Annotated in this window: 24 protein-coding genes; 8 read left to right on the top strand and 16 right to left on the bottom strand. The window is 71.1% G+C overall.

The window, feature by feature from the left end; all coding sequences use genetic code 11:
• Nucleotides 1–25: 25 nt before the first annotated feature.
• The 3 genes from SACE_RS09290 to SACE_RS09280 form a co-directional block, all read right to left on the bottom strand.
• Complete coding sequence (locus tag SACE_RS09290) at nucleotides 26–2,227, bottom strand: ATP-binding protein (RefSeq protein WP_009942625.1); 2,202 nt, start codon at nucleotides 2,225–2,227, stop codon at nucleotides 26–28.
• Between the two features lie 243 nt (nucleotides 2,228–2,470).
• Nucleotides 2,471–2,671, bottom strand: a complete 201-nt coding sequence (locus SACE_RS09285; RefSeq protein ID WP_011873496.1) for a DUF397 domain-containing protein — start codon at nucleotides 2,669–2,671, stop codon at nucleotides 2,471–2,473.
• 24 nt (nucleotides 2,672–2,695) lie between these two features.
• Nucleotides 2,696–3,541, bottom strand: a complete 846-nt coding sequence (locus tag SACE_RS09280; RefSeq protein ID WP_011873495.1) for a Scr1 family TA system antitoxin-like transcriptional regulator — start codon at nucleotides 3,539–3,541, stop codon at nucleotides 2,696–2,698.
• 228 nt (nucleotides 3,542–3,769) lie between these two features.
• On the opposite strand from SACE_RS09280, the gene SACE_RS37495 reads away from it, so the two are divergent.
• Nucleotides 3,770–3,988, top strand: a complete 219-nt coding sequence (locus tag SACE_RS37495; RefSeq protein WP_143538098.1) for a hypothetical protein — start codon at nucleotides 3,770–3,772, stop codon at nucleotides 3,986–3,988.
• Nucleotides 3,985–4,266 carry a hypothetical protein gene (locus tag SACE_RS37490; RefSeq protein WP_029621375.1) on the top strand — a complete coding sequence of 94 codons (282 nt, stop codon included), beginning with the start codon at nucleotides 3,985–3,987 and terminating at the stop codon, nucleotides 4,264–4,266. The genes SACE_RS37495 and SACE_RS37490 overlap by 4 nt, the downstream gene beginning before the upstream one ends.
• On the opposite strand, the gene SACE_RS09275 is transcribed toward SACE_RS37490, so the two are convergent.
• From SACE_RS09275 to SACE_RS09260, 4 genes are read right to left on the bottom strand one after another with little or no spacing between them, the layout of a single operon-like run.
• Nucleotides 4,218–6,167 (bottom strand): beta-galactosidase trimerization domain-containing protein, encoded by a 1,950-nt coding sequence (locus tag SACE_RS09275; protein WP_009942629.1) that lies wholly within the window; start codon nucleotides 6,165–6,167, stop codon nucleotides 4,218–4,220. The genes SACE_RS37490 and SACE_RS09275 overlap by 49 nt on opposite strands.
• Nucleotides 6,168–6,178: 11 nt before the next feature.
• Nucleotides 6,179–7,018: a carbohydrate ABC transporter permease gene (locus SACE_RS09270; RefSeq protein ID WP_009942631.1), complete on the bottom strand. Its 840-nt coding sequence runs from the start codon at nucleotides 7,016–7,018 to the stop codon at nucleotides 6,179–6,181.
• Complete coding sequence (locus tag SACE_RS09265) at nucleotides 7,011–7,967, bottom strand: carbohydrate ABC transporter permease (protein WP_009942632.1); 957 nt, start codon at nucleotides 7,965–7,967, stop codon at nucleotides 7,011–7,013. Before SACE_RS09265 ends, SACE_RS09270 begins: the two co-directional genes overlap by 8 nt.
• Nucleotides 7,967–9,286 (bottom strand): extracellular solute-binding protein, encoded by a 1,320-nt coding sequence (locus tag SACE_RS09260; RefSeq protein ID WP_009942633.1) that lies wholly within the window; start codon nucleotides 9,284–9,286, stop codon nucleotides 7,967–7,969. Before SACE_RS09260 ends, SACE_RS09265 begins: the two co-directional genes overlap by 1 nt.
• Nucleotides 9,287–9,553: 267 nt before the next feature.
• Here SACE_RS09260 and SACE_RS09255 point away from each other — a divergent pair, with 267 nt between their 5' ends.
• The gene (locus SACE_RS09255; RefSeq protein WP_009942634.1) at nucleotides 9,554–10,156 is read left to right on the top strand and encodes a hypothetical protein; all 603 of its coding nucleotides are present in this window, start codon (nucleotides 9,554–9,556) and stop codon (nucleotides 10,154–10,156) included.
• A gap of 20 nt (nucleotides 10,157–10,176) precedes the next feature.
• Here SACE_RS09255 and SACE_RS09250 read toward each other — a convergent pair whose 3' ends face one another.
• A complete protein-coding gene (locus tag SACE_RS09250) occupies nucleotides 10,177–11,046 on the bottom strand; it encodes a serine hydrolase (RefSeq protein WP_009942635.1) in 870 nt (289 codons plus the stop codon).
• Nucleotides 11,047–11,218: 172 nt separating this feature from the next.
• Here SACE_RS09250 and SACE_RS09245 point away from each other — a divergent pair, with 172 nt between their 5' ends.
• Nucleotides 11,219–11,677: a peroxiredoxin gene (locus SACE_RS09245; RefSeq protein WP_009942636.1), complete on the top strand. Its 459-nt coding sequence runs from the start codon at nucleotides 11,219–11,221 to the stop codon at nucleotides 11,675–11,677.
• Between the two features lie 139 nt (nucleotides 11,678–11,816).
• Here SACE_RS09245 and SACE_RS09240 read toward each other — a convergent pair whose 3' ends face one another.
• Together SACE_RS09240 and SACE_RS09235 are read right to left on the bottom strand one after the other, a co-directional pair.
• Nucleotides 11,817–12,245 (bottom strand): PaaI family thioesterase, encoded by a 429-nt coding sequence (locus tag SACE_RS09240; RefSeq protein ID WP_009942638.1) that lies wholly within the window; start codon nucleotides 12,243–12,245, stop codon nucleotides 11,817–11,819.
• Between the two features lie 72 nt (nucleotides 12,246–12,317).
• The gene (locus SACE_RS09235; RefSeq protein WP_011873494.1) at nucleotides 12,318–12,974 is read right to left on the bottom strand and encodes a trimeric intracellular cation channel family protein; all 657 of its coding nucleotides are present in this window, start codon (nucleotides 12,972–12,974) and stop codon (nucleotides 12,318–12,320) included.
• Nucleotides 12,975–13,079: 105 nt separating this feature from the next.
• On the opposite strand from SACE_RS09235, the gene SACE_RS09230 reads away from it, so the two are divergent.
• Entirely contained in the window at nucleotides 13,080–14,264 is a 1,185-nt protein-coding gene (locus SACE_RS09230) for a macrolide family glycosyltransferase (RefSeq protein ID WP_009942640.1), read from the top strand.
• 87 nt (nucleotides 14,265–14,351) lie between these two features.
• Here the strand turns inward: SACE_RS09230 and SACE_RS09225 are convergent, their stop codons facing one another.
• The 4 genes from SACE_RS09225 to SACE_RS09210 form a co-directional block, all read right to left on the bottom strand.
• A complete protein-coding gene (locus SACE_RS09225) occupies nucleotides 14,352–15,359 on the bottom strand; it encodes a sugar ABC transporter substrate-binding protein (protein WP_009942641.1) in 1,008 nt (335 codons plus the stop codon).
• Nucleotides 15,360–15,414: 55 nt separating this feature from the next.
• Complete coding sequence (locus SACE_RS09220; protein WP_009942643.1) at nucleotides 15,415–16,410, bottom strand: ABC transporter permease; 996 nt, start codon at nucleotides 16,408–16,410, stop codon at nucleotides 15,415–15,417.
• The gene (locus SACE_RS09215) at nucleotides 16,403–17,911 is read right to left on the bottom strand and encodes a sugar ABC transporter ATP-binding protein (protein WP_029621376.1); all 1,509 of its coding nucleotides are present in this window, start codon (nucleotides 17,909–17,911) and stop codon (nucleotides 16,403–16,405) included. Before SACE_RS09215 ends, SACE_RS09220 begins: the two co-directional genes overlap by 8 nt.
• A gap of 212 nt (nucleotides 17,912–18,123) precedes the next feature.
• On the bottom strand, nucleotides 18,124–18,906 hold the full coding sequence (locus SACE_RS09210; RefSeq protein WP_009942645.1) for a VOC family protein: 783 nt from the start codon (nucleotides 18,904–18,906) through the stop codon (nucleotides 18,124–18,126).
• 327 nt (nucleotides 18,907–19,233) lie between these two features.
• On the opposite strand from SACE_RS09210, the gene SACE_RS09205 reads away from it, so the two are divergent.
• Nucleotides 19,234–20,997 (top strand): serine/threonine-protein kinase, encoded by a 1,764-nt coding sequence (locus SACE_RS09205; RefSeq protein WP_009942647.1) that lies wholly within the window; start codon nucleotides 19,234–19,236, stop codon nucleotides 20,995–20,997.
• Nucleotides 20,998–21,075: 78 nt separating this feature from the next.
• Entirely contained in the window at nucleotides 21,076–21,738 is a 663-nt protein-coding gene (locus SACE_RS09200; RefSeq protein WP_009942648.1) for a ClpX C4-type zinc finger protein, read from the top strand.
• Nucleotides 21,739–21,782: 44 nt separating this feature from the next.
• Here SACE_RS09200 and SACE_RS37485 read toward each other — a convergent pair whose 3' ends face one another.
• Together SACE_RS37485 and SACE_RS09195 are read right to left on the bottom strand one after the other, a co-directional pair.
• Entirely contained in the window at nucleotides 21,783–22,019 is a 237-nt protein-coding gene (locus SACE_RS37485; RefSeq protein WP_143538097.1) for a hypothetical protein, read from the bottom strand.
• A gap of 176 nt (nucleotides 22,020–22,195) precedes the next feature.
• A complete protein-coding gene (locus SACE_RS09195) occupies nucleotides 22,196–23,236 on the bottom strand; it encodes a lactonase family protein (RefSeq protein ID WP_009942650.1) in 1,041 nt (346 codons plus the stop codon).
• Nucleotides 23,237–23,403: 167 nt separating this feature from the next.
• Here SACE_RS09195 and rocD point away from each other — a divergent pair, with 167 nt between their 5' ends.
• Entirely contained in the window at nucleotides 23,404–24,657 is a 1,254-nt protein-coding gene (gene rocD / locus SACE_RS09190) for an ornithine--oxo-acid transaminase (protein ID WP_009942652.1), read from the top strand.
• The last annotated feature ends 29 nt before the right edge of the window (nucleotides 24,658–24,686 follow it).

The raw sequence follows: 24,686 nt of genomic DNA, 5'->3' as shown, positions 1-24,686 counted from the left end.
CCCTGACCGGTGGCAACCGACTCGCTCAGCTCATCACCGCGGTCAGCATCCGGCGGATCGTGGCGCGCAGCGCCGCGTCGTCGAGCTCCCTGCCACCCGAGCCGGTGATCTGCTCGAGGAGCAGGCCGTCGAGGAACGCGACGAAGTCGCGGGCGCGGTCGGCGGAGTCGGTGACCCCCGCGGCCCCCAGCCGGTCGGCGGCCATCTCGCGGATCGTCGCGCTCGCGGGTGTGAGCAGCTCGCGCAGCTCCGGCCGCCGGGTCGCTTCCAGCATGCCTGAGCGGGCCTGGTCATGATTCCGCGGCGTCGAGCGCGTCGAGGTGTTCGCGGACGTTCTCGGCGTCCGGATGCCCGAGCCCGTCGAGGATGGCGAGTGCCTGCTGCCAGGCGTCCCGTGCCTTCTCCACGCGACCCGAGGCTCGCAGGGCTTCGCCGAGCTTGGTGAGGCATACGGCTTCGCCGACTCGTGGCCGATGTCGCGACGGTGCTGCACCGCCTGGTGGTAGGTCCGCACTGCGTTTTCCATGTCGCCGGCGAGGAAATGCGCGGAACCGAGGTTCGTCAGGGCATAGCCCTGCCCGAACTGGTCGGCTACGGCGAAAGCGCGGTGCAGAGGCGGGAAGGCCTCGCTGAACTCACCCAAGTGCGCCAAGGCAAGTCCGAGGACCGCATCTGCTCCTCCCGGGTCGATGACCTTGCCATGCGCGCTTCCCTGCATTCGCAATGCCTCTCGCGCGGAGGCCGCCGCGTCCGCGTACCGCTCCATCTCGAGGAACGTCTCTCCGAGCACTGCGTGCATCAGAGCTTCCCATTGGTGTTCGCCAAGCTCGGCGAACAGCTCGGCAGCGGACTGCCGACAGCGGATGGACGCATCGAACTCCCCGCGGAAGAGGTATGCCGTGCTGAGATCGCTGAGCAACCGTGCCTGCAACGGGCGATCTCCGCTCCCCTGCGCGCCCGCGACCCCATCGGCACTGCTCACCTCCATCTCCTCGACAAGACCGCGCAGCTTGAACGGGAAGGTGGCGGCGTGTGCCAGCCATGGGCCTCGGGGCAGCCGGAGGGCCACCGCCTGGCGGATGACGGACAGGACATTGGCGTGCTCGGCGTCCCACCAGCCCAGGGCCTGTTCGTAGGTGGCGAAGTCTCGCCACAGGTACTCGTCGACGTGATCCAGCTCGGGCAGGGGACGCGTCGGTTCCAGTCGATGGTTGGCCGCGTAGGTCGTGTAGAGGTAGTGGTCCAGCAGACGTTGGAACGCGGCAGTGCGTTCCTGCGCCGAGTCGTCCGCATGCGCGCGCTCGCGCGCGTAGGCGCGGAGCAGGTCGTGGAAGACGTAGCGGTCTCCCGCTCGACGGGTGAGCAGGTGTGCGCGGCACAGCTCGGCCAGAAGCCTGCGGACGCCGCGGTGGTCCGTCCCGGCCACCGCCGCTGCCGCGCCGGCGCTGATGTCCGGCGAGTTGGGCAGCCCGAGCAGGCGGAACAGCCGGGCGGCTTGCGGGGAGAGGGAGCGGTAGGACCAGGAGAACACCGCCCGGATGCCGGTCTCGCCACCCGCGTCGAGCGCGTCCAGCCGGTCGCGCTCGCTTCGGAGGTCGATCGCGAGGTCCTCCAGCGGCACGTCCGGTTCGGCGTCGGCCTGGACCGCGACCAGGGTCAGCGCCAGCGGCAGCCCGGCGCAGTGGTGCAGCAACGCCTCCACGGCCTCCGGCTCGTGCTCCAGGCGTTCACCACCGAGGTAACGCGCCAGGAGCCGACGACCTTCGTCACGGGTGAGGGTCTCGAGGGCGAGGCGCTGGGCTCCGTGGTGGGCCACGAGCCCGTCGAGCCGCTGGCGACTGGTCACCACGACCAGGCACCCGGGCGAAGCAGGCAGCAGCGGCAGCACCTGCTCGGCGTTGCGGGCGTTGTCCAGCACGACGAGCATCCGCCTGCCGTGCAGCAGTGTGCGGAACTGCGCGGCTCTGGCGTCTTCCGCGAGGGGCACGGCCTCCGGCGCCACTCCCAGCGCGGTGATGAAACCGCCCAACGCCTCCCCCGGGGTCATCGGCTCCGCGGCCGGGTCGAAACCCCGGAGGTTGACGTACAGCTCCCCGTCGGGGAACCGCTCCCGGACCTGGTGCGCCCACTGCACGACCAGCGTCGACTTGCCCACGCCCGCGAGCCCGTCGATGGTCGACACCAGGACGGTGTGGTCGCTTCCCGTGCCGTTCAGCAACGTGGTCAACGCCTCCTGCTCGACCGTGCGGTTGATGAAATGCCGTGAAGCAGGAGGAAGCTGACGGGGCACCTCCCGCGGACCGGTCGTGCTGTCGTGCGCGTTTCCGTGTGGCGATCCCAAACTGCCCCCAGCCTGCGTTGTCGAACGCTTGGTGTGTCCGGCGCAGTGGCGGTATGCGGATTGGACCGCACGAAGGGTCGCCGGGCGTCTTTTGGGTTGCGCGGGGCAACCCAAAAGACCCAGCGGTGTTCACCCGTCGAAGCGGCCGTCCCGAATTCCAGAGACGAAACCGGCCCAGCAGTCCGCCGACAGGACCAGGGTGCCGCCCGCACGGTCCTTGGTGTCGCGGACTCCGACGGTCGTCGAGGTCACCGCGACCTCGACGCACGCGCCACCGTTTCCTCCACTACGGGAGGACTTGCGCCATTCGGCGCGGGATAAGTCGCTCACCTCCCGCGCTCCTTTCCCTAGGGGTCACATGGACTGCCCCAGGGTAACGAGAAAGTCCTTCGTTTTCTTCGGCGTCAAAGCCGCTTTCCGGACCCGCTCGAAGGTGTTGGCGTAGAGCCGGACATCGTCCGGACGCTCCAGGTAGAGCGCGCCCTGGTGGTTCTCCAGGTAGACCGCACCCATGTCCGGGTCCTCCTCGAAACCGAGCAGGATGAACGGCGAGACCATCGCCGGGTGCGCGCCCGCCTCGAACGGCAGCACCTGGAAGGTCACATGCGGGAGCTTGCTCAGCTCGATCAGGTGCTGGATCTGCGCCCGCATCACCTCGGGGCCGCCGACCATCCGCCGTAGCGCGCCTTCGCTCACCACGGCCGAGAAGAGGGGTGGATTGCTGCTGGTCAGCCGGTCCTGCCGGGCCTGGCGCTGGTCGATGTAGCACTCGACGTCGAAGTCCGCCGACTCCTCGTTGCAGGCGGCGGTCACCGCGCGGATGTAGTCGGGTGTCTGGAGCAGGCCGTGGATCAGCTCCGCGTCGTAGGTCCACAGCTCCGTCGCGTCGGTCTCCAGGCCGACGTAGTCGCGGAACCAGTCCGGGACGGTGTCGCCGTAGGCCGTCCACCACCCGCGCTGGTTGGCCTCGCGGGCCAGCCGCAGGATCGCCTCCGACCGCGGCGACTCGACTCCGTAGAGCTGCAGGAGCAGCCGAACGTGCGCGATCTTCGGCGCCTGCTTGCCGTTCTCCACTTTGGACACGGTCGCCTGCGACACGTCGAGCCATTCCGCGGCGGCCCGCGAGGACTTGCCCGCCGCATCGCGCAACTGGCGGAGCTGCCTGCCGAGCTGGCGCCGTCGGATCGTCGGTCCGGACATCCCAAGATCTCCAATCTCGATGTTGGCGCCAGTCTGCACCGGGAATTCGGCGGAGCAAACGAAGATCACCCTTTCGGTGAGCGACACAGTAATATTCGTCCTGATACGTTCGCACTGTCGGTCGCCCCCTTCCCCGACATCGCGGCCGACAGTCCGCCCCGGTCCCCGATCTCCAGCAGCCGGGGCGGACGCGGGGGGATTCGGCGAAACCTTTCCGCGAGGAAATCCATGCGCTCTCAGCAAGAACTCGCCCTGCTGCCGCTCTACGCGATCACGGTGTGGGCGTTGACGTTGTGCGCGGCCGCCATCTGGTGCGATGTGCGGCGCAAGACCAAAACAAAACCGATTCGCAATTGGCGCGCGAAACGACGGACGCAGGCGACGACGAAAGAGATCTGGGACCGCCACCCCGAATCCCGTCCACGCGGACAGGACCCCGACGCATGACCGGTCGAATCGCCTTCGCCCGGCTGCTGGCGAATCCCGGCACACCGGAACGCAATCGGGTTTGCCACGCGGTTCCGATCCCTGACGACCTGGACGGCGTGCCGGTCGAGCTGCCCGCCTACTGCGGTGCGGTCGTGGTCGCGCGGGACTGCGAGTGGTCGCTGTACCCCGCGGGTATGCCCTGCATGGCGTGCATGATCTCGGCGCCGGCCGCGATCAACGACGTCCTTCAGGGACGCCCGGGGGACGGTCGCAGTTCGAGCACCCGCACGCCGTAGGGCAGCAGCTCGATCTCGGGCACTTCGGCGCCGGTGATCAGGTCGTGCAGCGAGCCTTCGACGTGCGGTGTCACCGCGACCGGTTCGGCGTTCTGCCCGACCAGCCACGCGAAGCGGCGACCGTCCTCGTGCTCGAGGACGTCGGCGAGGACATCCGGCCGGTCCACCACGACCGGTCGCCGCACCCCCGCGACGGCGGCCAACGCCGCGTAGATCCGGTACGTGGGCTCGGGATTGACCCGCGCGTTGCTCGCCGCGAAGTGCTCCAGCGGATAGGTGCAGAGCACCGCCTGCCCGTCACCGGTCGCGTGGCGCAGCAGCGCGGGACGGCCGTGGGCGTCTGTCGCGACGACCTTCGCCCCGTGCGGCACCACCGGGAGGAAGGTGCGGCTGTGCTGGTTGCCGCCGACCCGGAACCGCAGCACCTCACCGGCCTCGATCCCGCCGAAGTCCTCGGTGAAGGTGAACTCGACGTGCTCGTCCTCGACGGCGTCCACCAGCCCGTAGGCGAGCTGCTTCTCGACGCCGAAGGTCTCGTCCAGGTAGGGCAGCCACGCTCCCCTGTGGTGCTCGACCTCGCCCGCGCAGTACGACAGGTACAGCACCGACCCGGCCGCCACGCGCTCGCGCAGTGCGAGCCAGGTCGGGCCCTGGATCTGCTTCACGCACGGCAGCAGGTACAGCGCGCAGTCCTCGACTCCGTCGCGCTCCCGGACGAAGCCGACCGGCAGGTCGGCCTCCCGCGCCGCGACGTAGCCCTGCCGCAGCGTCGTGAAGATGAGCGGCCGGTCGTCGGCCTGCGCGTACGGGTAGCCGTGTTCGAGGTACTCGCTGACCAGCAGCGCGACGTCGGTGTCGGTCCTGGAGCACCGCGGGAAGTCGACCGCGTCGAGTGTGCGGGCGAAGGAGTCCAGCTCCAGCAGCGGGGTCTTCGGCGTCCCGGTGTGGTCGGTGATGCCGAAGTGCATCTCGAACGGGTGGTGCGAGTAGGGCTCCTGGGCCACCAGGCCGTCGTAGTCGGTGTTGTTCCACGCGAGCCAGCCGGTCGCCCCGGCCAGCAGCGACGTGTGCAGCGTCTGCCGGTAGTAGTGCCCCGCGTTCTGCGCCGAGACGTGGTCGCTGGAGAGCCCGAACTCCTCCAGCACCACGGGCTTTCCCGCCACCGCCGACAGTTCGCAGACGAACGCGGCGTTGAGGTGGTGGCGCACCGGGTCGCTGTCCATCCGGTAGACGTGCGGCCCGACGAAGTCGACGAGCGCGCCGGTGTCGCGCACCGAGAACCCGTTGTCCACGCCGGTCACCTCGATGCCCCAGGCACCGTCGCCGAGCGACACCGGCTGGCGCGCACCGCCCGCGCGGACGGCCTGCACCATCAGTTGCGCCCAGCTCAGCACGTGCTCGGCGGGCGCGACCGGCTCGTGGCGCAACCGCCCGTAGATGGGCATCTCGTTGCTGATCAGCCACCCCGCCACCGCGGGGTGCTCGGCGAAGCGCTCGCTCATCCGCTCCACGAACCACGCCTGCCGCGCCACCAGCCACACGTCGGCGTAGAGGTCGCGGCCGCCGCGCCACGCCGGGTCCCAGTTGTCGCCGGACATGTGGCCGACGATGAACGTCGGGATGGACGTCATGCCGGTTTCGGTGTGGGCGTCGAGGAAGTCGGCGAAGTGCGCGGCCTTCTCCTCGTCGATGCGATCGGGTGCGGGCATGAAGTCGGGCCAGTAGAAGAACGAGCGGGTCTGGCGCAGGCCGTTCTCGACCAGCACCTCCAGCTCGGAGCGCACCACCACTGGGTCGTAGTTGCGCCACATCAGCGGCCCGCCGGTGCGGGACCAGAAGTTGGCGCCCAGCCAGACGGCGGGCTCGCCGTCGACCCGCACCTTGGCGGAGTTGCGTCGCATGGCACGCCCCTTCACTTCACGGCTCCGGCGGTCAGGCCCTGGACCAGGTACCGCTGGAGCAGCAGGAAACCGACGACGACCGGGATGCTGACGACCAGCGAGGCCGCCATCACCTCGTTCCAGTACACCGAGGACTCGTTGGAGTACTCGCGCAGCCCGACCGCCAGCGTGCGGGAGTCGGAAGTGGTCATGATCGAGGCGAACAGCGTTTCGCCCCACGCCGTCATGAAGGCGTAGATGCCGACCGCGGCGATGCCCGGCTTGGCGGCGGGCAGCACGACCCGCAGCAGCGTCCCGAGCGGACCGGCGCCGTCGATCAGCGCGGCCTCGTCGAGGTCGGCGGGGATCGAGTCGAAGTAGCCGACCAGCATCCAGATCGAGAACGGCAGCGAGAACGTCAGGTAGGTGATGACCAGACCGACGTGGCTGCCCTGCAACATCACCCCCGTCACCTGCCCGATGGTTGCGTAGATCAGGTACAGCGGCAGCAGGAACAGGATGCCGGGGAACATCTGCGTGGACAGCACCGTGATGCGGAACAGGTCCCGGCCGCGGAAGCGGTACCGGCTGATGGCGTAGGCGGCGAAGACCGCGATGAGCACCGACGCGCAAGCCGCGCTCAGCGCCACCACCGCGCTGTTGACGAAGTAGTCCGCCAGCGACACCGTCGACCACATGTCCACGAAGGGCTGGAAGGTGATCTCCGACGGCAGCCACTGGAAGGTGTCCTGCACGTCGTCGAGCGGTTTGACCGCCGAGGTGACCATCACGTACAGCGGCAGCACGGTGAACAGCACGAGCGCGCTCAGTCCGGCCACCCGCAGCACCCGGAACCACGTGGGCTCACGCATGGCGGGCCCTCCTCGACGTCACGAGCAGGTAGAGCGCGGTGACGGCCAGCAGGAACAGCAGCAGCAGCGTCGACATCGCCGAGCCGAGGCCGAAGTTCCAGGTCAGGAACGAGTTCTGGTAGACGTGGATGGACACCAGGTTCGCCGCCGACGGCACCGACTGGTCGAACAGGATGTAGGGCACGTTGAAGTCGTTGAACGTCCACAGGAACAGCACCAGCACCAGGACCTGGCTGACCGGGCGCAGCATCGGCAGCGTGATCGAGGTGAAGCGCTGCCCGATCCCGGCGCCGTCGACCGCGGCGGCGTCGTAGACCTCGGACGGGATCGACTGCATCCCCGCCATCAGAGCGAGGAACGCGAACGGCCACAACCGCCACACGGCTGTGACCACCAGGCTGGCGAACGCGTTGTCACCGAGCAGCCAGAAGCTCTCCCCTCCCACGCCCAGGCCGGACAGCGCGGCGTTGACCACGCCGTCGCCCCGGTCGAGCATGAACTTCCAGATCATCGCCGCGGTGTAGACCGGCAGCGCGTACGGGACCAGCAGCAACGCGCGCAGCAGGGTCCGGCCCGGGAACGCGCGCTGCAACAGCGTCGCGGCGAACATCCCCAGCGTCCACGACAACGCGACCGTGATCAGTGAGAACGCCGCGGTGGTGGCGAACGAGCGCAGCAGCTCGGCACCGACCGCGCTGTCGAAGTCCACCGCGAAGCGGTAGTTGTCCAGACCCGCCCACGGCGCGGTGAGCCAGTGGCGGAGGAAGAACTGGTTGAGCTGGAGGAAACTCATCCACAGCCCGCCGAGCATCGGGACGACGTGCACCAGCAGCTCGAAGAACATCGCGGGCGCCAGCAGCAGGTAGGGCACCGCGCGGCGGCTCGGTGTCCACCTCCGCCGGCCCGTCCACTGAGGACGCTCGATGTCGCGCTGCTCGACCGCCGCCATCACCCGCCCCCGCTGCCGTTCATCTTCTGCTCGGCGTCGGCCAGCGCCTCGCGCACGTCCTCGCGGCGCACCGGCTGCCCGGTGGCGGCCCTGGCGAACAGGTCGCGGATGGCGGCGCCGATCGTCGTCTCGAACCGGCTCTCGGCGGGGATCATCGGCATCGGCTCGGAATTCCGCGCCAGCACACCGGCGAAGGTCTCGTTGGTGGGGCTGCGGAACGCGGGGTCGTCGTAGGCGTCCCGCACCACCGGCAGCGTGCCGTAGGCCCCGTTGAGGACGCGCTGCTCCTCGGCGCTGGTCAGGAACTCCACCAGGCGCAACGCCTGCTCCCGCTTGGGGCTGTCGGCGAACACGGCGATGTTGCTGCCCGCGACGTGGCTGCGCACCGCCTGCCCTCCGGACGGCAGCGGGTCGGGAACCGGCATCGGCGCCACGCCGTAGGCGTCGTCGGGCATGCCGTTGGAGCGCATCGCGGCGATGGCGCTGTTCTGCGCGATCAGCATCGCGGCGCGGCCGTTGGTGAACTCCGAGACCGCCTCGGAGGTGGTGCCGATCTCGGCGTCGTCGGCCTCGACCACGCCGTGCTCGCTCATCAGCCCGACGTAGCGCTGCACCGCGTCGATGGCCGGCGGCGAGGTGAACGTCGCCCGGCCCTGTTCGTCGATGAAGTGCGTTCCGTGCTGCCTGCCGAAGATGAACGCGAAGTGCGCGTTCTCGGTGTAGCTGGCCCCTGCGAGCACCAGGCCGCGGCGGTCGCGGGCCGGATCGGTGAGTCTGCGGGCAGCGTCCAGGAACTCCGCCCAGGTGCGCGGCGGCGTGGTGATCCCGGCCTCGGCGAAGAGGCGCTTGTTGTAGAAAAGCCCGTAGGACAGGCCGTAGAGCGGTACCGACGACGGTTCCCGGCCCGCCATCCCGGTGGACGTCATGCTGCTGGCGACGAACCGGTCGCGACCGCCGAGGCGGCGCATCACCTCGTCGTCGAAGGTCACGAACGCACCGGTGGCCTGCAGGGACGCCGACCAGGTGTTGCCGAGGTTGACCACGTCCGGGCCCACGCCGGAGGTCGCGGCGCCGAGGATGCGGTTGAGCAGGTCGGACCAGGCGATCACCTCGACGTCGACCTCGATACCGGTGCGCGCGGTGAACTTGTCCAGCTCTGGGCGCAGGATCTCCAGGTCCTGCGCGGCGCTGGCGCCCTGGTTGCTCGCCCAGTAGGTCAGCGTCTGGTCGTCCCGCGGTGCGGTGCAGGCGGTGAGCGCGCCGGCGAGGAGCACCGCGGCCATCGCGAGCGCGGCGAGCACGCGAGCCCGGACGACCATCCGGACTCCTGTGACTCGGCTCACTCGGTTCAAGCTAGGATCTCCAAGCCGTCAAGCCAAAGGACCGTTACCCGGCCGTGATGAAACCTGTCCGGTTGTCATGATTCGGACCCGGTCGCCCGGAATCCGGATCGGGCGGCGTTCCGCCCGCTCGTCGGTCATCCACAGTGGACAGGAACGTGCGCGCAAGCACCCGAACGGGCGTTGCCGCGGTAAGGAAACTCTCAACACCGGCACGGGCGGCGGCCAGGTGTGGTGGAGTTGGGTATGTCCGAAGCCGAACGCGTGCCGGGCCCGGAGACGATCGCGGCGTTCTGGCGGTGGTGGGAGCGCACCCGCGACCCGATCGCCGAAGCCATCGGCGACCTGCGCATCCAGGACTTCGTCGAACCGCTGCGCGACCGCCTCGGCACGCTGCACCCGGACCTGCGCTTCTCGCTGCGGCCGGGACTGGAGTCGGCGCACGCCTTCGGCCTCACCGGCACGACACCGCAGGCGCGGCGGATCGCGACCACGGTGCTCGCCGCCGCGCCCGCGCGCGACGCGGTGTGGGAGTACACCGGCCTCGGCGAGCAGACCCCCGCCCCTGCCACCGGATGCGGTGATCTCGAGATCGAGCTGACGGGCCTGCGGGTGGCGGTGGAGCACCACCCCGACCTCGACACCGCCGTTCTGCACTTCTTCCACCCCATGCTCGCCGCGGTCGGCGAGGAGGCGGCCGAGGAGCTGCTCGCCGGCACCCTGGCGGCGGTCATGGGCGACGACGTCGCGACGCGCCGGACGAAGCTGATCCTCACCCGGGCACCGGTCAAACCCGCGGGCGCCGTGGAACTCAGCGCCCTGCGACCGCTCCTGGAGGCGCTGGACTGAGTCGCGCCTCCACGTCCCGGTCACTCCTCGAGTCCCGCCCGCAGGACATCCGTCGCCTCCGAAATCCTGCGCTTGGCCCCGTCGTATCCCCCGGAGACGGGCTGGGACGACAGCAGCGCGACGACGTAGCGCCGCGATGTGTCGGTCACCCCCGCGCTGTGCATGTTGGTCTGGTTCCGCACGCAGCACATCCAGGCGGACTTCACCTCCGCCGACGGCAGCTCCTCGAGCCCGTAGTGCTGGTCGAACCCGCCGGCGGCGACGTCCGGGGCGTCGCGCAGCGCCGCCATGACGAAGTCGCGGTCCTCCGGCGGGAGGTCGGTGAGCACGTGCTCGAACACCCGCACCACGTCCTCGGCGGAGACGATCGTCTCGCCCCACCTGGCGAGGTCGTCCGGTGGCCGCGTCGCGGTGAGGTCGAGCCGTTCGGCCACCCGGCGAACCGCGCCCGGACCGTCGAAGCGTTCCCACAGCGCGTTCATGGCGTTGTCGTCGCTCGGGCCGAGCGCCTGGCGGATCCAGGCCCGCGCCTGGTCGTCGACCGGCACCACGTGGCGCCGGTCCAGCACGTCGATGGCCACGACCAGCTTCGCCAGCGACGCCGAGTACACCGGCGCGTCCGCCCGGCCGCCCTTGGCGAACTCACCGGTGCGCCGGTCTAGCACCGCCACCTCCATCAGGCCGTCGACCCGGCCCGCCGCCCAGGCGTCGACGGCGTGGACCGCCGCCCCGGCGCGTCCCTCCGGCGCCGCCTTGGGCGTCACCTCCGGCGTCGTCACCTCGACGTCCGGTATCGGCGGTCGCGTCACCGCCCTGACTTCGGCCAAGCCCATCACCAGCGCCGCGGCACCGACGGGCAGGCACAACCCGATGGCGACCCGCCGCCGCAACGACGAGCCTTCCCCCCGACCCCCGACTCCCATAGGGCCCCCCGACCCCCGGCTCCCGACTCCCGTCCGGACTCTTCCGTACCCTCCCCCGAAGGCCGCAAACCGGGATTCCTATCACCCACACGGGCATTCCGAATACGATCCGGCCAAACGCCGCGAATGGAGAACACCGATGCGACCAGGCGACACCGCCGAGGACTTCGTCCTGCCGGACCAGCACGGGGCCGAGCGCAAGCTCTCCGAACTGGCGACCGACTGCCCGGTGGTGCTGTTCTTCTACCCCGCGGCCATGACACCGGGCTGCACCGCGGAATCGTGCCACTTCCGGGACCTGTCCGCAGAGTTCGCGGCGGTCGGGGCCGCGCCGGTGGGCGTGAGCACCGACCCGGTCGCCAAGCAGCGCCGGTTCGCCGAGGCCAACTCCTTCGGCTTCCCCCTGCTGTCGGACTTCGACGGCCAGGTCGCACGCGCGTTCGGCGTCAAGCGGCGCTTCGGACCGCTGCCGGTCAAGCGCCACACCTTCGTCATAGGCACGGACCGCACCGTGCTGGAAGTCATCCGCAGCGAGTTCCGGATGACCGCCCACGCCGACCAGGCCCTGGCCTTCCTGCGCGCCCGCGGGCAGGGATGAGCGGCGGGCGGGACAGGCAGTCTGCCGGGATCGCTTGACGGTCGGCGGGAGGACTCCTGGGGTCGAAGGCGGCTGGGACGCGTCGCGCGGAGAGGTGGAGCAGGAACGCGATCAGGGCTGGGCGGCCGCCGACGGGCTCTCAGGCCCGCGCCGGCCGGATGAGGGCTGTTGCGGTCGCGGTCGCGACGACCGTGCCGGTGTTGTCGACCAGCTCGCCCGCGAGGAACGCGATCTGCCCGCCACGCCGGACGATCCGGCCCCGTCCGACGAGACGGCCTGGTCGAGCCGGGGCAAGGAACTGCACGTGCAGGTCGGTGGTCGGGGCGAACCGACCCGCCTCCAGGGTGGCCACCAGAGCCGGGCCGAGCGTGTCGTCCAGCATCGCGGCCAGGAACCCGCCCTGCACCACGCCGACCGGGTTGAGGAAGCGTTCACCGGCCGTGAAGGAAACCTCGATGGTCCCCTCCTCCGGGTTCGCCTCGACGAGCTCGAACCCGAGGGTCTTCGCCGCGGGCGGAGGGTCCGCCCTCCCCTCCAGCACGTCCCAGAACGGTCCCTCACGAGTCATGGCGCCGCACGGTACGCACCAACCCCGACAACACTCGCCGGCGACCGCGCGCGGATGCGTGGCCGATCCCGTTCAGCCCTCCCCGTCCCCGCTGCCGACACCCCGGGCCAGCGGGGCGCGCCAGCCGAAGCGCAGGGCGAGCAGGCGGACGGTCACGGCGATCAGGGCCGCGAGGCCGCTGGTGACGGGGTTGAGCAGGTGCAGGGCGGCGAGGCCGGCGACCAGGGCGCTGCCGAGCAGCGCGGGCACCGCGTAGATCTCGCTCTCCGGGTGCAGCAGGGCGGGGACCTCGCCTGCGAGCACGTCGCGCAGCGCGCCGCCGCCGATCGCCGTCATCACGCCCAGCGCGGCGGCGGGCAGCGGGTGCATGCCGTAGTTGAGCGCCTTGATCGTCCCCGCCACGCAGAAGACGCCCAGCCCGAAGGCGTCGAAGATCAGCACGAAGCGGTTGATGCGCGCCAGCCGCGGGTGCCAGAAGTACGTCAGCGCGGCAGCCACGAGCGGGGTCACGAAGTAACCCATGTCGGTGAAGGCGACCGGTGGGACCGCGCCGATGACGACGTCGCGCAGCACTCCGCCGCCGAGCGCCGTCACCTCGGCGAGCACGGCGATGCCGACGGCGTCGAAACGCTTGCGCACCGCGAGCAGCGCACCCGAGAGCCCGAAGGCGAAGATGCCGATCAGGTCCAGGATCTCCTGCACGACCGGACTGACGATCACGGTTGACACCGCAACGTTCTACCCCGCGCCGCCGGGCCGCCGCACCTCCGGCGGTACTCGGATCCGGGGTACAACGGTATGGCCATCCCCTCCCGAACCAGTGGACGGACGAGCATGCACCTGGCCTTCTTCGTTCCTCCCGCACCCGGTCACGTCAACCCCGCGCTCCCGCTGGTCGCCGAGCTGGTGCGGCGCGGGCACCGGGTCGGCTTCGCCACCGGCGCGAGCATGGTCCCGGCGGTGCGGGCCGCCGGAGCCGAGCCGGTGCCGCTGCCCTCGGAGATCCCGGATCGGCCGCTGTCGGGCACGGCCTTCACCGCGGGCGACCTCGCCGCGATGCTCGAAGGGGTGCTCGCCAACGCCCGTGCCGACCTGCCGGTGATGCTGGAGCACTTCGGCGCCGAACGCCCGGACGTGGTGTGCTTCGACGCCATCAACCCGTTCGGCCGCGTGGTCGCCGACTCGCTCGGCGTGCCCGCCGCCGCGCTGGTGCCGAACCTCACCGGGCACGACGACGCCCCGCTGTCGGAGACGTTCATGCCCGAGGCGTTCGACTTCGGCGACGCCCGCCTGCTCGCCGCGCGGCGGGCCATGACCGACTTCGCCGCCGAGCACGGCGTCGGCGCGCTGCCCGACCCGATGAGCGAGGTCATGGCGCCGCTGAACCTGGTGTTCGTACCGAGGCGGTTCCAGCCCGGGGGCGAGGCGTTCGACGACCGGTTCCACTTCGTCGGCCCGTCACCCCGGCCGGAGGACGCGTCGCGGTGGCGACCGCGGCGTCCGGACGCGCCGCTGGTGTTCGTCTCGCTCGGCACCGTCTTCAACGAGCGGCCCGACTTCTTCCGCGCGTGCGCGGAGGCGTTCGAGGGGACGCCGTGGCAGGTGGCGATGTCGGTCGGCAGTCACCTCGAAGTGTCCACATTGGGCACGCTGCCGGAAAACGTCGAAGTGCGGCCGCACTTCCCGCAACTGGCGGTGTTGCGCGAGGCCGACGTGTTCGTCACGCACTGCGGCATGGGCTCGACGATGGAGGCGCTGTACCACGAGGTGCCGATGGTCGCCGCGCCGCAGGTACCCGAACAGCGGCGCAACGCGCGCCGGGTGGCGGAGCTGGGGCTGGGCAGGCTGCTGGAGGAGCCGGACGCGGCGTCGATCCGCGCGGCCGTCGAGTCGGTGGCCGACGACGCGCGGATCGGGGAAGCCCTGTCCCGGATGCGCGAGGCGATCGAGGAGTCGGGCGGAGCGGCCGCGGGCGCCGACGCGCTGGAGCGCTACGTGGACGAGGCCAAGACGGCCTGACGGCTTCGCGTCACCGCACCTCCCGTGCGAGCCGGCGGCCGGTGACCGACGGGGTCACCGGCCGCTGCCGGCTGGTTCACCGGCCGCTCACTGCGGCGGGTTCTCGCAGCTCGGGTTGAGCAGCTTCTGCACCTCGGGGCTGTCGAGGTTCTCCTTGGTGAGCAGCATCGACCCGGTGTCGGTCGCCGGAGCCGGCCGCTGCTGGGCGCGGATCTTCGCGATCGCGGCGTCCACCGAGGCGAAGCCCATCTTGAACGGGTTCTGCGCGATGAGACCGGTGATCACGCCTTCCCGCAGGGCGTTGATCTCGCCCTCCGAGGTGTCCCAGCCGATGATCTTGACCTGGCCGGTCTTGCCCGCCTGCCGCACCGCCTCGGCCGCGCCGAGCACGCTCGGCTCGTTGGCGGCGTAGATGCCGTTGAGGTCCGGGTTTGCGGTCAGGATGTCCTGGGTGACCTGCAGCGCCGTGTTGTAGTCGCTCTCGCTGGACTGCTGCGCGACCAGCTTCAGCCCCGGGTTCCTGGCCAGCCCCCGCCTGAAGCCCTCGGCGCGCGTCTCGTTCGTGCTGGTACCGGGCTGGAACTCGATGAAGGCGACCTTGCCCTGGCCGCCGAGCTCCTTGGCCAGCAAGTCGGTGCCCTGCTCGGCCGCCGCGACGTTGTTGGTCGCGAAAACCGGCACGTCCGGCGGCTGCGGGTTGGTACCGGAGTCCATGTTGACCACCGTCGTGCCCTGCTGGGTGGCGGTCCTGGTGATGTCGGACAGCGCCTTGGCGTCGGTCGCCGCGTAGACCAGGCCGTTGACGTCGCCCTTGGACAGCAGGTCCTGCAACAGGTTCTGCTGCCCGCTGACGTCGCTCTCGGCCGGCACGCCGTCCCAGTGCACCTTGACGTCGGGCTGCTTGGACGCCGCGCACTCGGCGCCGACGCGCACCTGCTCCCAGAAGTCGAAGCCGATCGCCTTGGGCACGACCGCGATCTTGACCGGACCTTCCTTCGCCGCGTTGTCACCGGTCTGCTCGCGGACACCGACCGAGCACGACGTGGCCACCACCGACAGCGCCAGCAGGCAACCGGTTGCCAGAACCTTCCTCATGGGCCCCTCCCTGGGTACCGACGTCTTCCCGCCCCGCACGCCCGCGGCGGTGGTGCTAACCGGCGTCACCGGTGAGCTTGCGCCGCTGGTAGCGGTCCCACCACACGGCGAGCCAGATGATCACGCCGATCAGCACGTTCTGGTAGAAGGTGCTGATGTCGAGCTGCACGGCGCCGTTGCGGATGACCGCGACGAGGAACGCGCCGATCAGCGAGCCGACCACGGTGCCGCGCCCGCCGAACAGGCTCGCGCCGCCGATGACGACCGCGGCGATCACGTCCAGCTCCAGCCCCTCGCCGAAGTTCGGCTGCCCGGAGTTGATGCGCGAGGCGGCGATCATCCCGCCCAGCCCGGCCAGCGCGCCCGAGAGCACGTAGACGGAGGTGGTGTACTTGCGCACCGGCACACCGGACAGGCGCGCGGCCTCCATGTTGGAGCCCATGACGTAGGCGTAGCGGCCGAGCCGCGTCCTGGTGAGCACGAGGTGCCCGGCCACCGCGACCACCGCGATCAGCACGATCGGGATCGGGATCACCCCGATGACGCCCTGCCCCAGCAACCGGAACGACTCCGGTGCGCCGAACACCGCGACCGCTCCGGTGAAGATGAGCACCAGGCCGCGGCCGACGCTGAGCATGCCGAGCGTGGCGATGAACGGCGGCAGTCCCACCACCGACACCAGCAACCCGTTGATCAGGCCCGCGATCGCGCCGACGGCGATCCCGCCGAGGACGCCGATCAGCGGGTTGAAGCCGAAGTCGGCCATCAGCATCACGCCGAGCACGCCGGAGAGCGCGGCCACCGAGCCGACCGACAGGTCGATGCCGCCGGTGATGATCACCAGCGTCACGCCGACGGCCATCACCGCGTTCACCGAGGTCTGCGAGCCCAGGTTGAACAGGTTGTCGGCGGTGAGGAACGACGGTGCGACGAACGAGAGCGCGATGAAGGCGACGATCAGCGCGCCCGCCGCCGCGACCTGGGACACCGCGCCGGACGCGCGGTCAAGCAGACCGCCCACCACTCCGCGGTCCTTCGTCTGCTCAGCCATGGTTTTCCTTCGCTCCGGTCGCGAGTGCGACGACGCGTTCCTCGGAGAACTCCGCGCGCGGGACCTCGCCGGTGATCCGGCCGCCGCGCATCACCAGGATCCGGTCGCACATGTTCAGCAGTTCCGGGAGGTAGCTGGAGATGAACACGATCGCCTTGCCCTGCCCGGCGAGCGCGTCCATCTGCTGGAACATCTCCGACTTCGCCCCGACGTCCATGCCCCGCCCGGGTTCGTCGAAGAACAGCACCTCCGCTCCGGTCTCCAGCCAGCGCGCGAGCACCACCTTCTGCTGGTTGCCGCCGGAGAGCGTCTGCACCGGACGGCCGACCCACGGCACCCGGATGCGCAGGGAGTCCCGCTCCCGCTCGGCGACCCGGCGCTCGGCGCGCAGGTCGATCAGCCCGGCGCGCATCGGCAGCCGCGCCATCGTGACGTTCTTGTCCACCCCCAGCTGCAGGGCAAGACCATCCGACTTGCGGCTCTCGGTGAGGTAGCCGATGCCCGCGGCGATCGCGTCGGCCGGTCCGCGGATGCGCAGCCGCCTGCCGTCCAGCGAGACGGTGCCGGCGTCGGGAAGCTCCGCGCCGAAGACCGCGCGTGCCAGTTCGGTGCGTCCGGCGCCGACCAGCCCGGCCAGACCGACGATCTCGCCGGCCCGCACGTCGAACGACACGTCGTGCACGACGTCGTCCCGGCTCAGGCCGCTGACCCGCAGCCGCACCTCCCCCGGCGCGGAATGGGTTCGCGGGTAGAGGTTCTCCACGTCGCGGCCGACCATGAGCTGGACCAGCCTGGCTTCGTCCAGTTCGGACACCGGGTGGGTGTCGACCACCGCGCCGTCGCGCATCACGGTCACCCGGTCGCCGATCTCGAAGATCTCGTCCAGCCGGTGCGAGATGTAGAGGACGGCGATGCCCTGCGCGGTCAGCTCGCGGACGATGGCGAACAGCTCCGCGGTCTCGCGCTCGGTCAGCGTCGCGGTCGGCTCGTCCAGGATGAGCACCTTGGCCCGCACGGCGAGCGCCTTGGCCAGCTCCACCCGCTGCTGTTCCGCAGTGGACAGCAGGCCGACCCGCCTGCCGGGGTCGACGTCCAGGCCGACGCGGGCCAGCAGTTCCGCGGCGGCGCGGCGTTCCCTGCCTCGCGAGATCCAGCCGAACCCGCCGGGTTCGTCGCCGATGAACAGGTTCTCGGCGACCGAGAGGTCCGGGGCGAGCGCGAACTCCTGGTGCACCATCGACACGCCGAGCCCGCGCGCGGCGCCGGGGCCCTGGTAGCTCACCGGCGCGCCCGCCAGCTCGATGCGTCCCGAGCTGGGCGGCTCGACCTGGGCGATGAGCTTCATCAGCGTCGACTTGCCCGCGCCGTTCTCACCGGCGAACACGTGGACCTCGCCGGCGAAGACTTCCAGGTCCACATCGGAGACGGCGACCACGCCGGGGAACCGCTTGCCCACCCCGCGCAACGCCACCGCGACTGGGCTGTCTGCGTTCGGCGTCACGGTCGCTCCCCTCGATCGGCGTTGATCGGTCCGCTCCGGATCGCGTGGGCCGGAGCATACCCACTACACCAGAGCGTCGAAAGGGTTGGAACAGAGCCAAGTAACCGATTACCAGATCGTTGCTCGCGAACATCCGCGTCATCGCCGCGCGACCCCGGCGGCGGACGCCTACGGCCCCGGCCCGTGCCGGGGCCGTCGGGCGCGAGGTGGTTTCAGCTGCTCTCGCTGGTGATCACCGCGAGCTGTGCGCCGAAGGGGTCGAGGAACATGGCCAGCCGCCCGATCCTCGGCGCCGACACCGGCGCGACCAGCTCGGTGGCGCCGTTGGCGGTGGCGGTGGCGAACACGGCGTCGCAGTCGGCGACCTCGACGTAGGGGTGCCACTCCGGTCCGCTGCCCGCGTCGAGGTTCTCCCGCGACAGCTGCATGATGCCGCCGTGCCCGCCGTCGGGCCCCGCGTCGGCGGCGGACACCACGGCGTAGGTGACCCCCGGCATCGACGCGTCGTCGACGCGCCAGCCGAAGACCGACCGGTAGAACTCCCCCGCCTTGCCGGCGTCCGGTGTGTACAGCTCGGTCCACGCCAGCGCGCCGGGCTCGCCGACCACCTCCAGGCCGGTGTTGCGCTTCGGCTGCCACACCCCGAAGCGGGCGCCCGCGCTGTCGGTCAGGGCCGCCATCCTGCCCTGGTCGAAGACGTCCAGCGGGCCGACGCGCACCTCGCCGCCCGCCTGCACGACGGCACCGGCGGTGGCGTCGGCGTCGGCGGTGCGGAAGTACACCGTCCACGCCGAGGTCGCGCCCTGCTCGGTCAGCGGCCCGATCGCCCCGACCATCCTGCCGTCGAGCATGAAGAAGCCGTAGCCGCCTGCGTCGGGTCCCGCGCTCTGCAACCGCCAGCCGAAGAGCCTGCGGTAGAAGGCGGCGGCCGCCTCGGTGTCGGGCGTGCCCAGGTCGAGCCAGATCGGCGCGCCGACATCGGTGGTCCTGAACATGGGTGGTCCTTCCGGGCGAGTGCGTGCGGGCGCCGCGTCGGCGCGGGAGCGGACCTGCGTGGCGGCGGCCCAAGTCGCCTCAGAATGGCAAGGAGGACCGACAACCGCTGGGTGGCCGACGCCGCCGGCGGCGCTCGCGTTGCCACCGCGGAGCCGCACCGGCTGTCGGACGCACCCGTTCGCCAACCTCGCGGGTGACACCCGATGAGTGGTGCCGATCGCAGCCGGATGACCCGATCGGCCCATGGACATCGGCGGCATCCGTAAGCTCGTCGGTACGGCCGCATCGGTGACGGCCGGGCCGCGCAGGACAGGAGGGGACGACACGTGCAGCCGCTGTTGACCAGCGAGCCCACCAGAGTCGGCGACTACCGGTTGCTCGCACGGCTCGGCAGAGGAGCGATGGGGGCGGTATACCTCGCGCGGTCCCGCGGCGGACGGGTGGTGGCGGTCAAGCTCGTCCGGCCCGACCTGGCCGACGACACCGAGTTCCGGGAGCGGTTCCGGCGCGAGGTGCAGATGGCCCGCTCGGTCGGCGGTTTCTGGACGGCCACCGTCGTCGACGCCGACACCGAGGCCGAGCAACCCTGGCTGGCCACCGAGTACGTCCCGGGGCCGACGCTGCACCAGGCCGTGGCCGACCACGGCGCGCTGCCCGAGCACACCGTGCGCAGCCTGGCGGCCGGGCTGGCCGAGGCGCTGGCGGCCATCCACCGGGCTGACCTGGTGCACCGCGACCTCAAACCGGCCAACGTGCTGCTCGGCCCGGACGGGCCGCGGGTCATCGACTTCGGCATCTCCCGCGCGATGACCGGCAACGCCCTCACCGCGACCGGCATGTTCCTGGGCACGCCCGGCTTCTTCTCCCCGGAGCAGACCGTCGGCAACGAGGTCGGCCCGCCCAGCGACGTGTTCTCCCTGGGCGCGGTGCTGGTGTTCGCCGCGACCGGGATGGGGCCGTTCGGCAACGAGAACACCGCCGCCATGCTCTACCGGGTCGTGCACACCGAGCCGGACCTCGACGAGGTGCCCGACGGGCTGCGTCCCCTGCTGGCGTCGTGCCTGGCCAAGGACCCCGCGCAACGGCCGACGCCCGCGCAGTTGCTAGACGGGGTCGGGGAGCAGAGCCCGCAGGGCAGCCAATGGCTTCCCCCGGCGATCACGGCGGTGATCACCGAGCACGCGACCGAGCTCCAGCGCACGGCGTCGGCGGCAGCGCTGGCCGACGCACCCGCCGAACCCAAACCCGCGACGCGCGCCTACACGCAGGCCCAGCCGCAACCGCAGGTCCAGGCGCCCACGCCGAACCAGGCGCAGGCGCCGATCCCGCCCGCGGGGCAGGCTCCCGCGCCGCCTGCGCAGCCGCGCGTCCAGGCCACCGCCGAGCCCAGGCCGGTCACCCGCACGTTCACACCGGCCCAGCCGGCGTCTCCGCAGCAGGTGCAGCCCGCGGCTCAGCAGCAGGCGCAGCCGGTGGCAGAGCAGCAGGTCCAGCCGCAGCGGGACAAGATCGTGCCCGCCCGGCCCCGCCAGACCGCGCAGACGCAGGCCGCCGTGGCCAGGGTGCGCGCCGATGTCCCGGGACCGACGTTCGCCACCGGCGGCAGGGTCGGTGCGCTCGTCTCGGCCGTGGTGATCGTGCTGCTGATGATCGGCGCACGCGAGCTGAGCAGCGCGATCGGCACCAACCCGAACGTGCGCGGGCTGTTCAACCTGGGCATGCTGCTGCTGGCCATCAGCGCCGGATGGTCGCTGCTGCGCGTCGTCATGCCCAGCCTGCGGCTGAAGGTCAACAGTGACGGCCTGCGCGTCTCGCGACTCGGCCTCGGCAGGGAGATCCCCTGGTCGCACGTCCGGCACGTCGGTGTCGTGGGACGCGGCAAGAAGCAGTCGGTGGCCGTCTGGCTCGCCGATGGAATCCCCGAGCCCCGCTCGAACCTGTGGCACCGGACCCGCAGCTACCACGGCGGGACCAGGGTGTTCCCGATCGGCGCGACCGGTGGCTGGTGGACCAGGCGGCAGGAGGCCAAGCGCGTGCGGCTGGCCCTCCAGCAGTACGCGCCCGGCCGCTACGACCAAAAGCTGCTCTAGGCCGTGTGCCGGGCCCATCCGTTCGGGTGAGACATTGACGCTGCGGCCGTTCCGGACGGCTGGACGACGGGAGGACTCATGGACGCACCCGAAGGCACCGGGTCCAACCCGGCGTGCTCCTTCTGCGGGGCCGGTACCGCGGAGGTCGAGCACCTGGTCAGCGGGCCGGGCGTGTGGATCTGCGGCGGGTGCGTACGCGGCTCCTACGAGATCATCAAGGGCCTGCGTCAGAAGGAGGCCGGCAGCGCGGACGAACCGGCCGCGACGGCGGGTGCGGATGCGGCGGTGCCGGTGGACGACCCGATCATGGCCACGATCGCCCAGGTGCAGCAGGCCGCTCTGCAGGGGCGTCGGGAGCAGGCCGCGTCCGCCTACGAACGACTGTGGTCCCAGGTCGAGCACGGTCGCCCGCTGCACCGCGTATCGGTCGCGCACTACATGGCCGACCTGCAGGACGGCCCGGCCGAGGAGCTGCGGTGGGACGAGCGTGCGCTGGAGGCCGCCGCCGAAGTAACCCCGCAGCACGCCGATGCCTCCCCGGTGGCTCCGCTGCGAGCGTCGCTGCACGTCAACGCCGCCCGCGCGCTGCACGAGCTCGGCCGCGGGGAAGACGCCCGCCGTCAGCTCGAGGCCGCCCGGCAAACCGAGCGGATGCTGCCCGAGGACGGGTACGGGCGCCTCGTGCGTTCCCGGATCGACGCGCTCAGCACCGAGATGGACGGGCAGCAGACGCTGCTGTAGGGCTTCTTGGAAAACGTCACGGCCAGCAGGCGCTGACGCACTGGTCACAGGTTCCGGGCGGACAGCATCGTGTGGAATTTCGCCGGCGGGCACGGGACGAGGTGCCCGTCGATCTTTCGGTGCAGATCGGTGTGGCCGTGGTGGAACGCGACCACGACGAAGTCGCGGACCGGAGGGACGTCGACGTCCGAGCCCAGGTACCGGTAGCCGCGCACCGACATCCCCGACCAGCCTTGCTCGGGATTTCGGACCGTGAGCTGCCCCGGCACCCAGATGGGCACCTGGCGGGGGTGATCAGCTTGGGCTCCACGTCCGTTTCTCCGCCGTGCGGTCCAGCTCCATGTCCGCATAGCTCGCCATCACTTGGACGGACGAAGAGCACGTTGTTCCAACGCGCCGGGCACGGTCGTCCAACGGCTGGCGGCGGTCCCCGCCTTGGCCGAGCCGGCTTCGGGGGTCAGGCGACGGGCAGCAGGCAGACCGGCGCCGGCGTCTCCACGGGCTCGCCGACCGGCTCCAGTCCCCCGTCGCCGCGAACCCGCAACGCCCGCAGGGTGCCGCTGTCCTGACCGGCCGCGAAGAGCACCGCGCCGTCCGGGGACAGCGCGATGTGCCTGGGGCCGGCGACGCCCGCGGGATGGATGCCGAGCAGCCGGAAGTCGTCGCAGCCGAACACCGCGATGCTGTCGTGCCCCCGGTTGGAGGCGAAGGCGAACCGGCCGTCCGGCGAGACGACCACTTCCGCGGCCAGGCTCTTCTCCCGGTGGTCGTCGGGCACCGTCGGCAGGGTGCGTCCGGCTTCGGCCGCACCGGTCTCCGGGTCGTAGGCGACCTCGGTCAGCGCCAAAGCCAGCTCGTTGAGCAGGTAGAAGCGGGTGCCAGACGGGTGGAACGCCAGGTGGCGCGGGCCCGCGCCCGCCGCCACCGTCACCTCGGTCCGGATCGCCAGGTGCCCGGACTCCGCGTCGAAGTCGTAGACGTAGACCGAGTCGGTCCCGAGGTCTGCGGCGAGCACCCGCTTCCCGGTCGGGTCGGAAAGCACCTGGTGGGCGTGCGGGCCGTCCTGGCGGTCGCTCGGCCCGCTGCCGCTGTGCTGGACCACGTGGCACGGCTCGCGCAGCACCCCGCCTTCGGCGACGGGGTGCACCACGACGTTGCCGGAAACGTAGTTGGCCGTCAGCAGGAACCGGCCGGACGGGTGGACGCTGAGGTGGCAGGGCCCCGAACCCAGCGTCGGCTGCGAGTTGACCTCCCGCAGCGAGCCGTCGTCGCACACCGCGAACGACAGGACCCGGCCCTCCCAGACCTCGCTGACCGCGAACAGCGTCGAGCCGTCCGGCGAGAGCGCGAGGAACGACGGGTCGGCGGCCGTGTGCACGACGTCGGTGCACCGCACCGCCCCCGTGCCGTCGGCGACGGCGAGCCTGATCCCGTCCGCCTTCGACTCGTCCGCCGTGTAAGCGCCGACATACATCCGGTACTCGCCGTTGTCCGGCATCCACTCCTCCTCCGCACGTCTGCTTCCGACCAGGATCCCAGGGACCGCCCGGCCGAGCCCGTGTCGACAACGTTTCACCGCGGGACTCGTTCATCACGCAACGAAGCACCGGAACAAGCAACATCTCGCGGCTGAATTCGACGGTGCCGGGCACATAACCTATGCCCATGACTGCCGCCCCATCGCGTGTCCCCGCGCAGGCCGACACCACCACGACCGACGCCACCGACCGGTTCCTCGGACTCGCCGACCACTACAGCGCGCACAACTACCACCCGCTCCCCGTGGTGATCGCCGAAGCCTCGGGCGCGTGGATGACCGATGTGGACGGACGCCGCTACCTGGACTTCCTCGCCGGCTACTCGGCGCTGAACTTCGGCCACGGCCACCCCGACCTGGTCGCCGCGGCCACCGAGCAGCTCGGTCGCGTCACGCTGACCAGCCGCGCCTTCCACCACGACCAGTTCGGGCCGTTCTGCGCGGAGCTGGCCGAGCTGACCGGCACCGACATGGTGCTGCCGATGAACTCCGGCGCCGAGGCGGTGGAGTCGGCGATCAAGGTCGCCCGCAAGTGGGCCTACCAGGTCAAGGGCGTGCCGGAGGACCGCGCGGAGATCGTCGTCGCGGGCTCCAACTTCCACGGCCGCACCACCACCATCGTCTCGTTCTCCACCGACCCGACCGCGCGTTCGGACTTCGGCCCCTTCACCCCCGGATTCGTCATCACCCCCTACGGCGACGCCGACGCCGTCGAGGCCGCGATCACCGAACGCACCGCCGCCGTGCTGGTGGAGCCCATCCAGGGCGAGGCGGGCGTGCTGGTGCCGCCCGCCGACTACCTGCCGCGGTTGCGCGCGCTGTGCGACGACAACGAGGTCCTGCTGATCGCCGACGAGATCCAGTCCGGCCTGGCACGCACCGGCGAGCTGCTGGCCAGCGAGCACGACGGGATCCGCGCCGACCTCTACACCCTGGGCAAGGCGCTCGGCGGCGGCATCATGCCGGTGTCGGCGGTCGTCGGGCGGCGCGAGGTGCTGGGCGTTCTGCGCCCCGGCGAGCACGGCTCCACCTTCGGCGGCAACCCGCTGGCCTGCGCCGTCGGCCGCGCGGTGATCGCGCTGCTGCGCACCGGCGAGTTCCAGCGGCGTTCCCGCGAGCTCGGCGCCCACCTGCACCGGCGTCTCGGCGAGCTGGTCGGCCAAGGCGTCGCCGAGGTGCGCGGGCGGGGCCTGTGGGCCGGGGTGGAGATCGAGCCCGGCGGACCGACGGGCCGCCAGGCCAGCACCGCGCTCGCCGAACGCGGCGTGCTGTGCAAGGAGACGCAGGACACCACGCTGCGCATCGCGCCGCCGCTGGTGATCAGCCGCGCCGACCTGGACGCCGGCATCGACGCCGTCGCCGAGGTCCTGACCGGACGCTGACCCGCCACCGCGTCGCGGATCCGCCGCGT

Source organism: Saccharopolyspora erythraea NRRL 2338 (assembly GCF_000062885.1).
GTDB classification, from domain to species: Bacteria; Actinomycetota; Actinomycetes; order Mycobacteriales; family Pseudonocardiaceae; genus Saccharopolyspora_D; species Saccharopolyspora_D erythraea.
This window is presented reverse-complemented; position numbering and strand designations above follow the sequence as displayed.